This window comes from Domibacillus iocasae, assembly GCF_001750285.1.
Lineage (GTDB): Bacteria > Bacillota > Bacilli > Bacillales > Domibacillaceae > Domibacillus > Domibacillus iocasae.
In genome coordinates, this window is sequence record NZ_MAMP01000021.1 from 96,897 (window position 1) to 114,674 (window position 17,778).

14 protein-coding genes and 1 pseudogene are annotated in these 17,778 nt (G+C 44.4%); all 15 read left to right on the forward strand.

The window, feature by feature from the left end; all coding sequences use genetic code 11:
- Nucleotides 1-231: 231 nt before the first annotated feature.
- The 15 genes and pseudogenes from BA724_RS09270 to BA724_RS09340 all read left to right on the forward strand — a co-directional run bounded on the left by BA724_RS09270 (nt 232) and on the right by BA724_RS09340 (nt 17,770).
- Entirely contained in the window at nt 232-1,698 is a 1,467-nt protein-coding gene (locus BA724_RS09270) for a SulP family inorganic anion transporter (RefSeq protein ID WP_069938389.1), read from the forward strand.
- Between the two features lie 73 nt (nt 1,699-1,771).
- Nucleotides 1,772-2,179 (forward strand): annotated as a pseudogene (locus tag BA724_RS09275) (universal stress protein).
- A 180-nt stretch (nt 2,180-2,359) separates the two neighbouring features.
- Nucleotides 2,360-3,724 carry a diaminobutyrate--2-oxoglutarate transaminase gene (locus BA724_RS09280; RefSeq protein WP_069938390.1) on the forward strand — a complete coding sequence of 455 codons (1,365 nt, stop codon included), beginning with the start codon at nt 2,360-2,362 and terminating at the stop codon, nt 3,722-3,724.
- Nucleotides 3,717-5,138, forward strand: a complete 1,422-nt coding sequence (locus tag BA724_RS09285) for an MFS transporter (protein WP_069938391.1) — start codon at nt 3,717-3,719, stop codon at nt 5,136-5,138. Before BA724_RS09280 ends, BA724_RS09285 begins: the two co-directional genes overlap by 8 nt.
- Entirely contained in the window at nt 5,125-6,792 is a 1,668-nt protein-coding gene (locus BA724_RS09290) for an IucA/IucC family protein (protein WP_069938392.1), read from the forward strand. Before BA724_RS09285 ends, BA724_RS09290 begins: the two co-directional genes overlap by 14 nt.
- Complete coding sequence (locus BA724_RS09295; RefSeq protein WP_069938393.1) at nt 6,776-8,536, forward strand: IucA/IucC family protein; 1,761 nt, start codon at nt 6,776-6,778, stop codon at nt 8,534-8,536. The genes BA724_RS09290 and BA724_RS09295 overlap by 17 nt, the downstream gene beginning before the upstream one ends.
- A complete protein-coding gene (locus tag BA724_RS09300) occupies nt 8,533-9,318 on the forward strand; it encodes an HpcH/HpaI aldolase family protein (RefSeq protein ID WP_069938394.1) in 786 nt (261 codons plus the stop codon). The genes BA724_RS09295 and BA724_RS09300 overlap by 4 nt, the downstream gene beginning before the upstream one ends.
- Nucleotides 9,308-10,555, forward strand: a complete 1,248-nt coding sequence (locus BA724_RS09305) for a type III PLP-dependent enzyme (RefSeq protein ID WP_069938395.1) — start codon at nt 9,308-9,310, stop codon at nt 10,553-10,555. Before BA724_RS09300 ends, BA724_RS09305 begins: the two co-directional genes overlap by 11 nt.
- Complete coding sequence (locus tag BA724_RS09310) at nt 10,515-12,338, forward strand: IucA/IucC family protein (RefSeq protein ID WP_069938396.1); 1,824 nt, start codon at nt 10,515-10,517, stop codon at nt 12,336-12,338. Before BA724_RS09305 ends, BA724_RS09310 begins: the two co-directional genes overlap by 41 nt.
- Nucleotides 12,325-12,933: an RraA family protein gene (locus tag BA724_RS09315; RefSeq protein ID WP_069938397.1), complete on the forward strand. Its 609-nt coding sequence runs from the start codon at nt 12,325-12,327 to the stop codon at nt 12,931-12,933. The genes BA724_RS09310 and BA724_RS09315 overlap by 14 nt, the downstream gene beginning before the upstream one ends.
- Nucleotides 12,934-13,041: 108 nt before the next feature.
- Nucleotides 13,042-14,043 (forward strand): ABC transporter substrate-binding protein, encoded by a 1,002-nt coding sequence (locus tag BA724_RS09320; protein ID WP_069938398.1) that lies wholly within the window; start codon nt 13,042-13,044, stop codon nt 14,041-14,043.
- An 83-nt stretch (nt 14,044-14,126) separates the two neighbouring features.
- A complete protein-coding gene (locus BA724_RS09325) occupies nt 14,127-15,143 on the forward strand; it encodes a FecCD family ABC transporter permease (protein WP_069938399.1) in 1,017 nt (338 codons plus the stop codon).
- Complete coding sequence (locus BA724_RS09330) at nt 15,136-16,176, forward strand: FecCD family ABC transporter permease (RefSeq protein ID WP_069938400.1); 1,041 nt, start codon at nt 15,136-15,138, stop codon at nt 16,174-16,176. Before BA724_RS09325 ends, BA724_RS09330 begins: the two co-directional genes overlap by 8 nt.
- An 18-nt stretch (nt 16,177-16,194) precedes the next feature.
- Complete coding sequence (locus BA724_RS09335; RefSeq protein WP_069938401.1) at nt 16,195-17,016, forward strand: ABC transporter ATP-binding protein; 822 nt, start codon at nt 16,195-16,197, stop codon at nt 17,014-17,016.
- Between the two features lie 13 nt (nt 17,017-17,029).
- The gene (locus BA724_RS09340; protein ID WP_069938402.1) at nt 17,030-17,770 is read left to right on the forward strand and encodes an IucA/IucC family C-terminal-domain containing protein; all 741 of its coding nucleotides are present in this window, start codon (nt 17,030-17,032) and stop codon (nt 17,768-17,770) included.
- Nucleotides 17,771-17,778 lie beyond the last annotated feature (8 nt).

Consider the following 17,778-nt stretch of genomic DNA (forward strand, 5'->3'; position numbering starts at 1 on the left):
ACACTGCCGCTGCAAGGACCAGCCGCAGCAAAATGATTGGCTTTGTAAAAGGTTTATCCCCCTTCTTAATGATGCAGTTCCTCGCCTTCTATTATAATTTTTAATGGTAGCGTTTTCCTCATATTTTCATTAAAATCCAACTGTGGTATCATACAAGGACTTAAAACGGGCAGTGACTTCCATGAGAGTTGGGGGTCAAACAATAATTTAATAGAGGTGAAGAGTTTTTTTATGTTTACACAATTAAAAAAAGAATGGTTTGGCAATGTCCGTGGTGACATTTTGTCGGGGATTGTTGTAGCGCTTGCGCTCATTCCAGAGGCGATTGCCTTTTCGATTATTGCGGGAGTGGACCCGATGGTGGGTCTGTACGCATCCTTTTCGATGGCAGTTGTAATTGCGTTTATGGGCGGGCGTCCGGCGATGATTTCTGCGGCAACTGGTGCCATGGCGCTTGTAATGGTGACACTCGTAAAGGATCACGGGCTGCAATATTTATTTGCGGCGACCATTTTAACGGGGATTCTTCAATTAACATTCGGCTGGCTGAAAGTCGCGCGTTTTATGAAGTTTATTCCGCGCTCTGTAATGGTTGGCTTCGTGAATGCACTGGCGATTCTTATTTTTATGGCGCAGGTGCCCCACTTTGTCGGCATTTCAACGATGACATACGTTTTTGTCGCGGCGACGCTTGCGATCATTTACATTTTCCCGCGTTTCGTTAAATCGATTCCGTCACCGCTCGTAGCGATTGTTGTTATGACAGTAACTGTGGTGTACGGCGGTTTTGACCTGCGGACGGTTGGCGATCTTGGAAACATTACGCAGTCTTTGCCATCGTTTTTTATCCCGGATGTACCGTTGAACTTTGAAACATTGTCGATCATTTTCCCGACTGCACTGGCTTTGTCGATCGTCGGCTTGCTTGAATCGCTCTTAACAGCATCCATTGTGGATGACATGACAGATACGACAAGCAATAAAAACCGTGAAGCGCGCGGACAGGGAATTGCGAACATTGTGACCGGATTTTTTGGCGGCATGGCCGGCTGTGCGATGATTGGCCAGTCTGTTATTAACGTGAAATCTGGCGGGCGCGGGCGTTTGTCTACTTTTGTGGCAGGGGCATTTCTGCTCTTTTTAATCATGGTGCTTGGCGGTGTAGTTGTGCAAATCCCGATGCCTGCACTTGTTGGTGTTATGATCATGGTGTCGATTGGGACATTTGACTGGTCTTCTTTGAAAGCGATGACGAAAATTCCGATTACCGACAGCATCGTGATGGTCGTGACTGTGGTCACGGTTGTCATTACGCATGATCTGTCAAAAGGCGTATTTGCCGGTATTTTATTAAGTGCGATTTTCTTCACGGCGAAAATTTCCAAAGTTGATGTCATCTCTTCGCGTGAAGGCGATACACTAAATTACCGGGCATCCGGCCAGGTGTTTTTCGCTTCAGTAACGGATTTTGTTGATGAATTCGACTTCCAGCCGGACAGCGTCCAAAACGTAAATATTGATTTTTCAAAAGCGCATGTATGGGATGATTCAGGCGTGGCAGCAATTGATAAAATAGTCTTAAAGTATCGTGAAAATGGCATACGTGTGTCGCTCGCCGGCTTAAATGAAGCGAGCTCATTAATGATCAAGAAAATGGGCGTTCATGATAAACCAGGCGGAAAGGTGTCTGGACATTAATTGATTAAGAGGCGCATTGTGTAAAAGCGATGTGCCTTTTTTCAAAATAAAGGGGGATGTTCAAGTGAGTGGAATGATTTTGCTTGCATCTGATGGGTCTAATCACGCATTGCGTGCGACAGATGAAGCGATTAAGCTGGCAAAAGGGTTAAACAAAGAAATCATTGTCGCTTACGTTGTAGATTTTGATCAGTCGAAAAAGGACGCGCTCCACAGTACCGGCTCGCTTGATCGTGAACAAAAACGAAAAAAGCAGCTTCAAAGCACGGGAGAGAAGCTGCAGGAAGCGAATGTTCCTTATTCTGTTAAACTGCTTCACGGAGTTCCATGACCGGCCATTGTTGAGTGTACGAATAAAAACGCTGTTTCGTATGTCGTACTGGGCAGTCGCGGCTTAAATGGCCTGCAGGAAATGGTGCTCGGCAGCGTCAGCCATAAAGTGGCGAAACGTGTGCAGTGCCCGGTTTTAATTGTAAAATAAAAAAAGAACGACAGGCTGTGGAAATTCCGCAGCCTGTTTTTTTTATGCTCAAAAATGAAAGGGAATATTTTTAGGTAAATTTTCTCATCTTTTAATTTACAGGTTGATTTTGAGAATGGTTATCAATTATGATAAAAAAGCCATTTGATATTGAAAGTCATTCTCAAATAAAAGGAGTGCTTGACTATGATCACAATGAGTTCAAATAAATCGTATTTAGAGGTGCAGGAGGAAAAAGAATCGAATGCGAGATCCTATCCGCGCCGTTTTCCATTTGTTATTGAAAAAGCAGCAGGCATGATGATCCACGATGTAGATGGAAAAGAATTTTATGATTGCTTGAGCGGTGCAGGAACGTTAGCGCTTGGTCACAATCATCCAGTTGTGATCGAAGCAATTGAAGAGGTATTAAAGAAACAAACGCCGCTGCATACGCTGGACTTGGCCACGCCATTAAAAATTGAGTTTATGGAAGAAATCTTTTCTATTTTGCCAAAAGAGCTGAGAAATAAAGCGAAAATTCAATTTTGTGGTCCTACCGGTGCAGACGGAATAGAAGCAGCCATTAAATTAGTTAAAAATGCAACGAAAGGAAAATCCATTTTGGCGTTTCAAGGCGGCTACCATGGATCCACGCAGGCGACAATGTCAATGAGCGGAAATTTGGGCAAAAAGCAGCACTTGCAAAGCTTATTGCCGGATGTTCATTTTTTGCCGTTCCCATATGAATTCCGCTGCCCATTTGGGATTGGCGGCGAAAAAACAGCGGAGATCAGCGCCCGGTATATTGAAAACCTGCTGGATGACTGTGAAAGCGGCATTGCGTCTCCATGCGGCATGATCTTTGAAACGGTGCAGGGAGAAGGCGGCGCGATTCCGGCAAATATTGAATGGCTGAAAGAAATGCGCCGCATTACAGAAGAACGAGGCATCCCGCTTATCATTGATGAAGTGCAGACCGGCATTGGCCGAACGGGTGAAATGTTTTCATTTGAACACGCGGGCATTATCCCTGATGTAATTGTCTGTTCGAAAGCGATTGGCGGCAGCCTGCCGATGTCTGTGGTCATTTACAAAGAAGAGCTGGACCAATGGAACGCCGGCGCGCATATCGGCACATTTCGAGGCAATCAGCTCGGTATGGCAACGGGGCTTGCTACATTGAAATACATAAAAGAAAACAAGGTTCTTGAAAATGTCAAAGCGCGCAGCCGGCAATTTTTTAAAAGGCTTCATGCTTTAAAAGAAACATACGATGTGATCGGTGATGTTCGCGGAAGAGGTTTAATGATCGGGATTGAAATCGTCAATCCGGCTGCGCGAAAAGATGCATTAGGGCATTATCCAGCGTATGAAGAAATGGCGAAAACCATTCAAGAGCGGTGCTTTTCAAATGGTTTGATTGTGGAAGTGGGCGGGCGCCATTCTGCCGTGATGCGCTTTTTGCCGCCGTTGATTATGACAGAAGAGCAGACAGAGGCCGTCTTAGCAATCTTTGAACAATCAATCGCTGAAGCGGTGCAAATGATCCAGGCGAATGTGTAAGGCAGAAACTTTAAAAAAGCATGCGGTTTTATTTGCGATCTTAATCGGTGCGTTTTCGTTAGTACTGACCAATAGCGCTTTTAATATTTTACTGCTGACTATTACACAAATGTACGGTGTAACCACGACATCAGGCAGCTGGACCATCACGCTTTATTTGTTAGCGATGACGGTCACGATGCCGTTAACGGGCTTTATTGTCGACCGCCTTGGCCGCAAAAACGCCTATTTGTGTGGGCTCAGCCTGTACGGATTCTTTTCTTTAATAGGCGCTTTGTTTTATCAATCTTTTTTCATCCTGCTGCTCGTCCGTTTTATGCATGGCGTGGCAGGAGGGTTAATGATCCCGCTGTCACTCGTGCTGCTGTTCCATTTTTATGGAAAAGAAGTAAGGGGAAAAGTGACCGGTGTATGGGGGCTGCTTTTAACGATTGCCCCCGCTGTTGGTCCAACGGTCGGCGGCATCATTATTCAATACGGTGATTTCAAGTATTTGTTTTGGATCAATGTTCCGTTTGCACTGCTGGCTCTTTTCCTTTGTTGGAAGCAGATTCAGTTTGATCGGCCAGTGAACAAAAAAAGACTTTATACTCAGAGCGTTGCGCTTATGATGTTCGGAGTAGGCGGATTGGGTCTAGGTGTTCAGCTTATGTCAAACCCGACTTTTCCACTCTGGGCAAAAAGTGCAGTGATGTTCGGAAGCATCCTGGCATTAATTGCTTTTATTCAAAAAGAAAAAGTGCAGGAAGAGCCATTAATCCGAATTGGTCTGCTGAAGAATCCGGTATATGCCGTCTCGATCATTCTGTCAGCCGTTCAGGCCTCTGTCATGTTTGGCGTCATTTTTGTTTTTCCGTTACTGCTTCAGGACGTCTTTCATTTGTCTCCTTCCGTAACAGGAGCGCTATTTTTACCGACAGCAGTGTGCACAAGCCTTTTTGTCTGGATCGGCGGCAGCTTGATTGATTCTGGAACATCACTGCATTTTATTGCAGTCGGCATCGGCCTTATTGGTTTTTCGGTTCTATTGCTGGCGCTTGTTTCAAAAGAGGTGTCACTTCTTGTTCTTGTCGCTTTGATGGCGGTGAGAGGCATTGGAATAGGGCTGTCCAATATGACCGTCACAACGGTCGGACTTTCTGCATTAAATGACAGCGATCTTCATGAAGGATCAGCGCTTGCGAATACGATAAAGCGGCTCGCTTCTTCTGTCACGGTTATGATCTTGACGGTCTATTACGATCTTAGATGGCAGGCGGTCCATCAGTTAGGGGAAAATGCCGATCGGGCAAAATGGCTGGCTTTGAAAGAAGAATGCATCCTGCTCGGGTGTGTGATGCTGGCAATGATGCCGCTCGCTTTATTTCTAAATAAAACAAAAGTGGATGTAGGTGTTATTGATGATAGTAAATAATCAACGATTGAGCTGGGAGCAGGCACAGTTTCATACGTGCAAGACATTGCTGAATTGTTATATCAGAGAATATGGTCACAAAGAAAAATTGTTTTCAAGGGATCAAAACCAAAACAATTATTCGGTTTTTTTTCCAACAAGCAATGTTGAGATTTCAGGATCCCTTTCTTTTTATTCTGCTATTGGCGAGCATGAATACGAGAATTTCTTCGTAAAAGGCAGCCGAAATGTTCATTATTCGGATATTGTTCAATGGATTGTGGCAGAGCTGCGAACAAACAATATGGACATAACAGATGAGCGAGCCGGTGACTTTTTGAAAAAAGTACAAAACAGCTATGAGAAGCTGTCCATATTTTTAGCCCATTCATCACAGCCGCCGGAATGGAATTACCAATCATCGGAGCAGTCGCTTGTTTATGGGCATCCGTTCCATCCGTTTCCGAAAAATACGCTCGGTTTTAGCGAAAGGGAAGTAAAGCAATTTTGCCCGGAACTCCGCACATCTTTTCAGCTTTGCTATCTGGCTGTACGGCACGATATGTTTGAAGAAGAGTGGGCGGTTGGAGAAGAAAAAATAAAGTGGCCTGAAACTGTAAAAGAACAGGCCAGGCAGCTGCTAAATGAAAAAGAAGAAGAGTATGCGATTTTGCCTGTTCACCCGTGGCAATATGAAAACGTCTTGTTAGTGGAAGACGTACAGAAATACATAAAAGAAGGAAAACTCATCCTGCTTGGCCGCTTTGGTCCGGATGCTTATCCGACTTCTTCCGTCCGAACGGTTTATGTGCCGGAAATGAACTGCAATATTAAACTGTCTCTTAATATTCAAATCACCAATATGATGCGAAACAACAACCGTGAGCAGATGAGGCGGACAATGGATGCGTCCAACTATCTCCTGCGGCAAAAAAGCTTTCAAAACGAATCACATACAAGCATTTCATATGAAACAGGCGTGTGCGGCTGCCGGTTTGAAAACGATGAGACGACGAAATTATTTACAATCGTCTACCGGCCGATTCATTTTGATACGACGTCTACGTATGTCCTTTCCAGCTTGATTGAAACACCAGCAGGAGAAGAAAGATCACGGCTGTATTCACTGATTGGCAGCCACAGCGTAGAGGAATGGTTTAAGCGGTATTTAGCCATTTCAATGATTCCAATGCTCTGTCTGGCAGAAAAGGCAGGCATTCATTTTGAAGCGCATTTGCAAAACACACTGCTGACCATAAAAGAAGGCATGCCGTATGAATTTATTATCCGCGACCTTGAAGGGGTCAGTGTGAATAAAGAAAAAGCGGCCTCAAATGTTGATACGGACGGTCCTCTTTTTTACACAAAAGAAGATGCCTGGGCCCGGACATCTTATTATTTTGTCGTGAATCACCTTGGCTCAATGATTCATGCCATCGCCAAAGATGCCAAAAAAGACGAAGAATATTTTTGGGGAATCGTGAATGATGTGTTGGTGCAGGAAGAAAAAAAGAGTCCAAATGAATACATTCGGCACCTGTTAACGACGCCGGCATTTATGGCCAAAAAGAATATGATCAGCTGTCTTGTTGGGAAAAGCGAAACACCTTTTTACGTCCCGGTGAGCAATCTGGTGAAAAAAGCAAGGAGTGGGATATATGCATCAACTGTCTAAAGAAAAAACGTCCGCAATCGAGGAAGTAAAAGAACGGATTATGCGCCAAACAATGGAGGCGATAATATATGAAGGAATGATTAACATTGATAAAAACGAACGGGAGTGGTCGTTTTCAGGAAAAAATGTTTTCGGTGAAGACATTCGGTATTCCTGCTTAGCAGATGAAAAATGGTCATTCGGCCGGATTAAAATCGAAAAACAGTCGATTAAAAGAGGGGGAGAGAAGTGCACGGATCTTTATCTCTTTCTAGAAGAAGTGATTTTAAACGGTTTAAAAGGAGAATTGACTTCCCAGTTTGTTGATGAATTATTGGAAACACTGGCGAAAGATACGCAGTCAAAGCAATACCAGCTTGACCAAATTCCGGAGCAGGACAAGCATTATGAAGCATTGGAAAGCCATATGGTTGATGGCCACCCATATCATCCAAGCTATAAATCAAGAATCGGCTTTTCGTTGAAAGACAACGCCGCCTATGGGCCTGAATTTAATCAGAAAGTAGCTGTTTATTGGGTCGCTGTAAATAAACAGCTGGCGGCCATATCGATTTCCCGGGAAATATCGGTGGATGAACTGTTGCATGCCCATTTGTCAAAGGAAGATAGACAACGATTTTCAGATGTGATGAAAGACAAAGGCTGCCCAGATAAAGAATACGTGATGATACCTGTCCATCCATGGCAGATGGAACATAAACTTCAATCGTTGTTTATACAGCAGATAATCGATAAAGATATCGTTATTTTAGGGACGGGATCCAGCTTGTACCGGCCGCAGCAGTCGATCCGTTCATTGTCTCACCGCAGCAATGCGGAAGCATCATACATGAAATTTCCGCTTAGTATAACCAATACATCAACGAGCCGAATTCTGGCGCAGCACACGACACAAAATGCACCAATGATCAGTGATTGGCTGCATGCGATCATTCAAAATGATCCGCTGCTGCAAGCAGAAAAGTTTGCTATTTTGCGTGAAACGCTCGGGCTTTCTTTGCAGTATGATAAGCTGTCTGCTATTCAATATGGCCGGGCTTATGGCACGCTCGGTGCGATTTTCAGAGAAAATGTCTCAGCCTATTTGGAAGCAAACGAAGAAGCATGGCCGTTAAATGCCGTGACGCATGTTCAGAAAAACGGGGAGTTATTTATTCAGCCGGCGATTGATCAGCATGGGATCGAAGCGTGGAGTGATGCACTCATTAACGTTGTCATCACGCCAATCATTCATTTATTGTACGCACACGGAATCGCACTCGAATCGCATGCGCAAAACATTATTTTAGTGGTGGAAAATAATCTTCCAAAGCGGATCATTGTAAAAGATTTGCATGACGGCGTCCGCTACACAGCAGATCATCTATTGCACCCAGAATGGGCGCCGTCTCTTCATCCAGAACCGGAAAGCCATCGGAAATTTAATCGGTACTCGTTTATTCAAGCGGAATCGGCATCAGATGTGAGAGATTATACATACGATGCATTTTTCTTTATTTGCATGACAGAAATCAGCTTTACGCTTGAACAGCTTGGCGTAAGCGAGCAGGATTTTTGGGCAAAATGCGTCAAAACCATCATCGATTACCAGAAGCGGCATCCGGAATACAAAGAGCGTTTTGCCGCTTTTGACTTGTTTTCGGAGGATGCATTGATTGAAGAAATGACAAAGCGGCGTATTTTCGGCGATGGGGATTTATTCTTCCGGAAAGTAAAAAATCCGCTTCGGGAGTCTTTGAGATGAGAAAAAATAAGCTGAAAGAAAAAATCAGCCGCAACGAGCCTGTCTTTGGCCTATTTGTCTCCATTCCGCATCCAATTATGGTGGAGATGATCGGCTGGGCAGCATTTGATTTTGTCATTATTGATTACGAGCATGCATCAACAAATATAGAAACGATTGAAGAAATGATTCGTGCGGCAGAATTGCATGATCTTACACCGCTTGTTCGGATCGCGAAGGTAGATCGGACCGATATATTAAAAATACTGGATTGCGGCGCGCAGGGAATTGTCATTCCAAATGTCCAGAGCAAGCAGGAAATCAACAAAGCAATTGAGTATGCCTGCTATCATCCAATTGGCATGAGAAGCTTAAACAGCGGCCGTCCGGGTGCGTTCGCGAAATATTCTTTAACCGAGTATATTGCAAAAGCAAATGAAGAAATCATGATTGTGCCGATGATCGAAAGCGAAGCAGGCATCGCGGAAAGTGAGACGATTTTATCATCACCGTATATTAGCTTTGTGCTGGAAGGCGCGGCGGATTTGTCTCAGTCGTTAGGCGTGCCGTGGGAAACTGATCATCCGAGCGTGCAGGCAAACTTAGAACGATTATTTGATGTCGCAAAACGGCATAATGTGCCATACGCAGTTGTTTCACGCAGCCCGGACAACCACCAAAAATGGGTGGGCAAAGGGGCAGCTATTTTTGTACTGGGTGATGAACGCGGCACCGCTTTTCGCGCCTATATGGAAAAACTAAAAAACTACCGGCAGCTAACAGGAGGCTTACATGAATCCTAACGTAGAATCATTGGTAAAAAGCATTCATCACCAAGCGGCAGATCCGTTATGTGCGTACATTTACGACTTAGTCGGCATTCAACAGCATGCTGCACAAATGGTTAAAACAATGCCTGAGCAGACGCACTTATTTTACGCGATTAAAGCAAATCCGAATAAAAGAATCATTAAAGAGCTCCTGCCATTTGTAAAAGGATTTGAAGTGGCCTCCATCGGGGAGCTGCTGAAAGTAAGAGAGGTTTCCGATCAAGTGCCCATTTTATTTGGCGGTCCTGGCAAAAAAGAATATGAACTGGAAATGGCGCTTGAGAAAAATGTCTCGTTCATTCATGTTGAAAGCCTGCTGGAATTAAAAAAGCTTTGTTTTTTAGCGAAGAAAAAAGAAAAGACGATCAGCGTGTTATTCCGGATGAATATCCGTTCAAGCGCCTTGCCAAAAACAAACATTTCTATGGGCGGACGCCCAAGTCAGTTTGGACTCGATGAACCATTGCTTCGGGAAGCCATTTCAATTGTCAAAAGTGAAGAAAACACTCACGTGCATTTGCGCGGCTTTCACTTTCATTCGCTGTCCAACAATTTACAGGCAGATTTGCATGTGGAAATGGTCAATCATTATATAGAAAAAGTGAAACAATGGGAAAAAATATACCAATTGAATGTTGACATTATTAATGCGGGTGGCGGATTTGGTGTCTCTTATGACGATACGCCGCAATTTGACTGGCACCGCTTTACTACAGGACTGGGGAACAGTGAAGCATTTGGGAAGCTTGGCGATAAGCAGCTGTTTTTTGAGCCGGGACGGTTTATTGTGGCCAACTATGGCTATTATGCGGCCGAAGTCGTTGACATTAAACAGGCAGCAGGGCAGTTTTTTGCTGTATTAAGAGGAGGGACACATCATAACCGGCTTCCGGCTTCATGGAGGCATAACCATCCATTTGCCGTCATTCCATTCGGGAAATGGCCGTATCCATTTGAGCGGCCGGAAGTGAGAAATACGACTGTCACGATTGTCGGCGAGCTATGTACACCAAAGGATCAGCTGCATGAGAATGCGGAAATCGAACAATTACGCGCGGGCGATGTTGTCGTTTTTAAACAATCAGGCGCGTATTGCTGGACAATTTCGCATCATGACTTTTTAGGTCATCCTCATCCGGATTTTTACTACGTAACAGAAAGGACGAATCATGAACAAAACCATCACTCAACCGAAAAACAGTACAGCTGAACAGCTAATTATGAAAGATTTGCTCAATACAATGATCACAGAACAATTTTTTAGGCTAAATGAACAAACATTAAAACCGATTGCGGAGGTGCCGGTTGAGATTCAAGCTCTCTATGATGAATGGCAGCAAGGCTGGATATATACAGAAGAAATTTGTTTTTTAGTGGAAGATAGCATTCGCCAAAAGCATCAATGGGTGCAAGACTCCCCTGTTTTTGTCCGGAATGAAGGGACCTGGGAACAAGTCGATTCGCCGGTAGAACTGGGCCGGCAGGTTTTTCGGCACACATTGTCTGAAGAAGCGTATGCGCATCCGGGAGTTGGTGAATTTTTAAAAGGGCTCGAGCTTTCTATTCAGCAGCTTGGCTTAAGCTTGAATGCAGTAAGCGAACAACAGCCGGCATCTTCTTATGAATGGTACGTAAAAGGAGAGCAGATTGCATCGCTGCGTGACCGTCCATTTCATCCACTGGCAAAAGCCAAGATCGGTTTTTCACAAACAGATTACGAAAAGTATATGGCCGAATTTCAAAATGAAACAATCCTGTACTGGGCAGCGATTTCAAATGCTTCTATCACAAAAGGCTGCAAGAACAGCGAAGTAGATTGCCTCCGATTGTTGGATGGTGCGGAGAGAGCGATGATTGAAAACGAACTGCTTCAAAATGGAATATCAACAGAAACGCATACAGTCATGCCTATTCACGAGTGGCAGCTGGAGAAAATCATTTTGCCGAATTTCAAAAAAGAGTTAGCAGACCAGACGATTATTCTGTTAAATACAAAAGCAGGCCGCTTTTTCTCCACGTCCTCTGTCCGTTCTCTGGCACCCGTTGAAGCATCACCGTATATGCTGAAGCTGCCAATCAGTCTGAAATCACTAGGTGCCGCCCGGTATTTGCCGGTTGTAAAGCTGTTAAACGGCATCAAAGGAGAGAGCATGTTTCGTCAGGCACTTGCCTGCGATGAAACCCTCGCGGAAAAAGTATTTTTATGTGAAGAAAAAAATTGGTGGGGCTATATGCCGGAATCGATGGGACTCTTTGATGACCATCCGCGTCATTTAGCGGCACAAGTGAGAATCTATCCAAAGGAAATAATAAAAGAAGGCTTTAAGACGATCCCAATGGCAGCCCTTGGTGTGGAATGGGATGGACAGCATTTTTTAACACAGTTATTCGGCGGTCATATATCGCAGGAAGAAGTTGTCCGTTTTTACACAGAGCTGGCAGCATTATTTTATGATGTGGTGTTAAGGCTGTTCAAAGTTGGCGTTGTGCCGGAAATTCACGGGCAAAATTGCTGTGTGGTGCTGAACGGCACAAAACCAATGGCCTTATTATTCCGTGATCATGACTCCGTTCGGCTGCATCAGCCTTATTTAACAAAACACGGCATTAAAGACCCTGAATACCATATTAGACCGGGCTATTCAAACAGCTTATACAATGAAACAATCGAAAAGCTCGTCTACTATATTCAATCACTCGGCACACAGGTCAATTTAGCTGCGATCATGGAATCGCTATCGAGCGTCTATGCTGTTTCTGAAAAACAGCTTTGGAACATCAGCAGGCAAAAGCTGCATAATGCACTTCAAGCAACGGCTATTTTGGAAGCGGACAAAGAAACGCTCTACCAAGAGTTATTTGAAAAGAAAGAATGGCCGGTCAAACTAGTTATCCGTCCATTGCTCGAAGCGGACGGTGTCCCGGGTGCGATGCCGTCTGGAAAAGGAAGAGGACATAATCCATTTTGGAGAGAAGAACATGTTAACAGTTAAAAAACGAGTACAGAAATACACGGAAAGTGAAAAGGAAACATTTAAAACGATTAGTACATCTACGATCGGTCATTTAACAGACTTTGGTTTTTTGAAAAATTTCCATTGCACGGTGCCCGTTTTTAAGGCAGCGGGTGAGGTTATTACCGTGAAATTATCAAATGGAGATGGCTGGCCGTTAAACAGCGCACTTGAGCAAGCCGAAGCAGGCGATATTTTGGTCATTGATCCATCTGGCAACGAAACGCACGCTTGCTGGGGGGAATTTCGGGCCAGAAAGGCAGAACAAATCGGGCTGGCTGCTGTGATCGTGGATGGCGCTGTGACGGACACTGCCCATTTACAAAGGAGTGCTGTTCCTGTTTTTTATAAAAGTATTTCCGCAAGAACCACAAAATCCTTAAAGCTTGAAGGGGAAGTGAATACGCCGGTCAGTGTTGGCGGTGTTGTGTTTGAGCCCGGTGATTATGTGATTGCGGATCAAGATGGTATTTATAAATTTAACAGCTTGCATTACAAACCATTAGTCGAAACAGCCATTCAAAAAGAAAAAATGGAGCAAGGAAAAAGAAAAATCATATATGGAAAACAATGATATTGAGAATGATTTTCAAATTCACTGTTGCTATCAGAAAAAAAATGAATTATAATCTTAATTGAGATAGATTCTCATTATCAAATAACAGTTTACAGGGGGCACAACATGCAAGCAAATACATATGCATTTTCACGGAAATCACTATTTTCGTTGATGGCACTTCTTTTATCCATGCTGCTATTTTTAGCTGGCTGCGGGAACGATTCAGCGGGTGGAGCAGAAGAAACAAAAACAGAACCAAAAGCAGAGGAAGAAACAGCGCGTGAAATCACACACGCAATGGGCACAACAACAATTGAGGGAACACCTCAGAAAATTGTTACACTGTATCAAGGTGCAACAGATGTTGCTGTAGAAATGGGCGTGAAGCCGGCAGGTGCCGTGGAATCATGGCTTCAGCAGCCCGTATATGAGTACTTGAAGGATGATATGGAAGGCGTAACAATCGTCGGCCAGGAGACACAGCCAAATCTGGAGGAAATTGCAAAGCTGGAGCCGGATTTGATTATCGCATCTAAGCTTCGTCATGAAGAGATTTACGATCAGCTGTCGCAAATTGCGCCGACTGTTGCACATGAAACGGTATTTGATTTTAAAGGCACGGTTGAAATGATGGGCGAAGCAATGAACCAGCAGGATAAGGCAGATGAGCTTCTTGCTGCATGGGACGAGCGCGTATCTGATTTCCAAGGTAAAATTCAAGAAAAAATGGGCGACAAATGGCCAATGCACGTATCTGTTTTGAACTTCCGTGAAGATCATGCCCGCATTTATGTAACAGGCTTTGCCGGTTCGATTTTAACAGAGCTTGGATTTGAAGGGCCAAAAAACATTACAGATGAGAGCTTAGATGTCGTGAAATTAACGGACAAAGAAAGCATTTCTCAAATGAATGCGGATGTTTTCTATATGTTTATGGAAGATAATGAAGCGGTGAAGAAAACACACGATGAATGGACAAGCCATCCGCTTTGGGCAAACCTTGATGCAGTAAAAGCCGATCAAGTGTACACAGTTGATGAAATTATTTGGAATATGGGCGGCGGAATTAGAGCGGCAAACTTGATGCTGGATGATATTTATAACCGATTTGAATTAGAAAAATAATCGCATGAGCGTAAGGCAGGAGAAGGAATTATTCTTTCTCCTCTTTTCGCTATACTTTTTGCGCTGCTGAAAGAAGGATTGAAATGGAACACTTGTTTTCAAGGCCGTCGCTGAAAATAAGCGGATTTATTGGCTGTATATTGCTGTTTGCGGCTGCTTTTTTGCTCAGTGTAGCGCTCGGCCAGACACCAATCCCGCTTCAAACAACATTTGATGCTCTATTCAACTATGATGAGACGAATACAGAGCACATTATTGTCACAACCTCGCGGATGACAAGAGCGATTATTGCATCGGTGATCGGTGCTAATTTGGCCATCGCCGGGGCACTTATGCAGGCGCTGACGAGAAATCCGCTGGCAGCGCCCGATATTTTTGGCATTAACGCAGGCGCCTTGTTTTTTATTGTGTTTTCGGCCACGTTTTTTGCAGTGGATTCGTTAACGAGCTATATGTGGATTGCTTTTTTAGGTGCGGCAGTCGCCGGCGTGCTTGTCTTTTTCCTTGGTTCGGTCGGGCGGGACGGCTTAACGCCTATTAAAATTGTTTTGGCGGGAGCTGCGATCAGTGCTCTTTTTGTTTCCTTTACACAAGGAATGCTAGTCATTGACGAACAGGCGATTCAAAGCATTTTGTTTTGGATGGCAGGTTCAGTTGCGGGCCGAAATATGGACATGCTGCTGCCTGTGCTGCCATTTATGCTGGGGGCAGGTATTGTTACGCTTTTTCTGGGGCGGCCCATTAATATTTTAATGTCCGGTGACGATGTGGCGAAAGGGCTTGGACAGCGGACGATTTTAATTAAAATCATCACTGGTCTTGCAGTTGTGTTTTTAGCCGGCGGCTCGGTTGCGGTAGCTGGTTCTATTGGATTTATCGGCTTAATTGTGCCCCATATCGCACGTGGTCTTGTTGGACCCGACTATCGTTGGGTAATTCCATTTAGTGCACTGATTGGAGCCAGCTTACTGCTGCTGGCCGATGTGGCAGCACGGTTTGTCATTATGCCCCAGGAAATGCCTGTTGGCGTGATGACTGCACTCATTGGTGCACCATTTTTTGTGTATATTGCGCGGAGGGGGCTGTCACGACATGACTAATTTTTTTGCAGTCCGAACAAAATCCGGCGCTATATCGTTTCAATTCTCGAAAAAAACAACGATCATCATTAGTTGCCTGTCGTTGACGGCAGTCTTCGTTTTTATTCTCAGCTTATCGGCCGGGAGCAGTTTCATCTCTCCTCTGGCAGTGGCTGGTCATGTATTCGGCTACGGAGATGGCAGCTATGACTTTGTACTGAATACATTAAGGTTCCCGCGTGCGTTGATGGCTTTTATGGTTGGAGCGGCGCTTGGTGTAGCAGGTTTAATTTTGCAGGGAATCATCCGGAATCCGCTTGCGTCTCCGGACATTATCGGCATTACGAGCGGTGCATCTGTCGGCGCCATTATTTTTATCGTGTACTTGATGGGCACAGTCAGTTTAAATTGGCTGCCGCTCTCAGCAATTAGTGGTGCAGCTGTGTCGGCTGTCTTCATTTATTTGCTTTCCTGGAAAAAAGGCGTGACGCCCATCCGGCTTGTTTTAATGGGGATCGGAGTCGCTGCTTTAATGAAAGCCTTTGTGACAATGATGTTAGTCATGAGTGAAGCAGCGATCACGACGAAATCATACCTTTGGCTGACCGGTAGTCTTTATGGCGCGACTTGGATGGATGTATATGCGATGCTGCCCTGGCTTCTCGTTTTTATCCCGGTGACATTTTTGTATACGCGAACGATGAATGTATCAGAGCTTGGTGATGATGTGGCAAAAAGTCTCGGCATTAACATAGAGCTTCAGCGTTTCATGCTTTTGTTTATCAGCGTTGTGCTGGCTGGATCAGCGGTTGCATTTGCAGGCGGTATTGAATTTATCGGGTTGATTGCTCCGCATATTGGACGAATGATTGTGGGGCGTTCATTTGCAGCACTGGTGCCTGTATCGGCGCTTATCGGCGGTATTATGGTCATGCTGGCCGATATCGTGGCACGGACCGCTTTTTTGCCACTCGACATTCCAGCCGGTGTGTTTACTGCCGCCATAGGCGCACCATTTTTTATTTACTTGCTGTACCGAAATCGAAATAATTAATGAAAAGGGGATGGAACAATGAGTGCATTAGAAACAGCAGCTTTAACGCTTGGGTATGGCGGCAGCTATGTGATTGAAGATCTTAACTTGGAAATACCTGAAGGGAGAATAACCGTTTTAGTCGGCTCTAACGGCTGCGGGAAATCAACGCTTTTGCGGTCACTTGCCCGGCTGTTAAAGCCGGTGTCTGGGGGTATTTTATTAGATGGCGATCTTGTAGGAAGTCTGTCAACAAAAGAAATAGCCAGGCGTCTGGCTATTTTGCCGCAGGGACCGATCGCGCCGGAAGGGCTGACTGTTTCACAACTAGTCAAGCAAGGAAGATATCCGCATCAAAGCTGGCTGAAGCAATGGTCGAAGGAAGATGAAGATGTTGTCCAGCAAGCGCTTGAAGCCACGGGCCTGATGGACTTTGCTGAAAGAACGGTTGATTCATTGTCAGGCGGCCAACGGCAGAGAGCCTGGATTGCGATGACGCTGGCGCAGAAAACGAACATCATTTTACTGGATGAGCCAACAACGTATTTGGATATGACGCATCAAATTGATATTTTAGATCTGTTGTTTGAGTTGAATGAGCAGGAAAACCGTACCGTTGTGATGGTACTGCATGATTTAAATCTTGCTTGCCGGTATGCTCATCACATTGTCGCATTGTACGATAAAAAGATTTATGCCCAAGGGAAGCCGGAGGACATTGTGAATGCTCGTATGGTGAAAGATGTTTTTCAAATGAACTGTGACATTGCAGAAGATCCGCTTTTTGGCACGCCGATGTGCATTCCACACGGCAAAGGCAGACGAATTAACTCAAAAAAGCAACAGAGCGTTTTGGCATGAAGGGGTGGGGTGCATGAGCCGGACAATGAGGGATAAACTTAAATCCTTCCATATACTTGCAGAGAAAGATCAGTTGCAGGAAACCCCAATCATTGATTTATTACATGAAGAGACGTGCCTGGCTTTTTTACAAAAGCAAAAAATCGAACTGAAAGCACCCAGTGTATCCGTCGCGGCATCCATGATTTCAAAAAGGTATGCGTATCTTGTCGTCGCGTCTACTTTGTACAGTATGATTGAGTTCAATAGTGCGCTAAGGCTGCCCCTGCATGCATGCGCATTAAGCAAAGAACGCAATTTATGCATTAAAGAAGACATGTGTTATTGGCATGGGGCGGACGTGGAAAGAGCACAGTGGCGCGAGGCTGTCCTGTGTGAACTTTTTTCCGAGCATATTACGCCGGTGTTATCTATTCTTGGAAAAACATCCCGTATTCCAGAATCGATCCTTTGGGAGAATGTCGCTGTCCGAATAAATTCGATTTATAGAAAAACATTATCGAATGAAGTGGATCTAATGAAAATAGAACGTTTAAAAAGCGACTTCTATTTTTTAAAGCATGCAACAGGGGAATTATTTAATTTAAATAAAAACCCCATCGGACATTATTTGAAAATAGGCGAAGAACTTACATTGAATCCATACCGAAAAACGTGCTGTATGTACTATAAATTAAAAGAACACAGTGAAGAGAGCGCTTATTGCGGCAATTGTCCAATAATCAAAAACAGAAAAAAGAACATTACTAGATAGATGGCATA

Excerpts from the sequence above, each read along its gene's own strand:
- BA724_RS09270 (WP_069938389.1), top strand. The coding sequence starts at position 232 with ATGTTTACACAATTAAAAAAAGAATGGTTTGGCAATGTCCGTGGTGAC.
- BA724_RS09285 (WP_069938391.1), top strand. The coding sequence starts at position 3,717 with ATGTGTAAGGCAGAAACTTTAAAAAAGCATGCGGTTTTATTTGCGATC.
- BA724_RS09290 (WP_069938392.1), top strand. The coding sequence starts at position 5,125 with ATGATAGTAAATAATCAACGATTGAGCTGGGAGCAGGCACAGTTTCAT.
- BA724_RS09295 (WP_069938393.1), top strand. The coding sequence starts at position 6,776 with ATGCATCAACTGTCTAAAGAAAAAACGTCCGCAATCGAGGAAGTAAAA.
- BA724_RS09300 (WP_069938394.1), top strand. The coding sequence starts at position 8,533 with ATGAGAAAAAATAAGCTGAAAGAAAAAATCAGCCGCAACGAGCCTGTC.
- BA724_RS09305 (WP_069938395.1), top strand. The coding sequence starts at position 9,308 with ATGAATCCTAACGTAGAATCATTGGTAAAAAGCATTCATCACCAAGCG.
- BA724_RS09310 (WP_069938396.1), top strand. The coding sequence starts at position 10,515 with ATGAACAAAACCATCACTCAACCGAAAAACAGTACAGCTGAACAGCTA.
- BA724_RS09315 (WP_069938397.1), top strand. The coding sequence starts at position 12,325 with ATGTTAACAGTTAAAAAACGAGTACAGAAATACACGGAAAGTGAAAAG.
- BA724_RS09320 (WP_069938398.1), top strand. The coding sequence starts at position 13,042 with ATGCAAGCAAATACATATGCATTTTCACGGAAATCACTATTTTCGTTG.
- BA724_RS09325 (WP_069938399.1), top strand. The coding sequence starts at position 14,127 with ATGGAACACTTGTTTTCAAGGCCGTCGCTGAAAATAAGCGGATTTATT.
- BA724_RS09330 (WP_069938400.1), top strand. The coding sequence starts at position 15,136 with ATGACTAATTTTTTTGCAGTCCGAACAAAATCCGGCGCTATATCGTTT.
- BA724_RS09335 (WP_069938401.1), top strand. The coding sequence starts at position 16,195 with ATGAGTGCATTAGAAACAGCAGCTTTAACGCTTGGGTATGGCGGCAGC.
- BA724_RS09340 (WP_069938402.1), top strand. The coding sequence starts at position 17,030 with ATGAGCCGGACAATGAGGGATAAACTTAAATCCTTCCATATACTTGCA.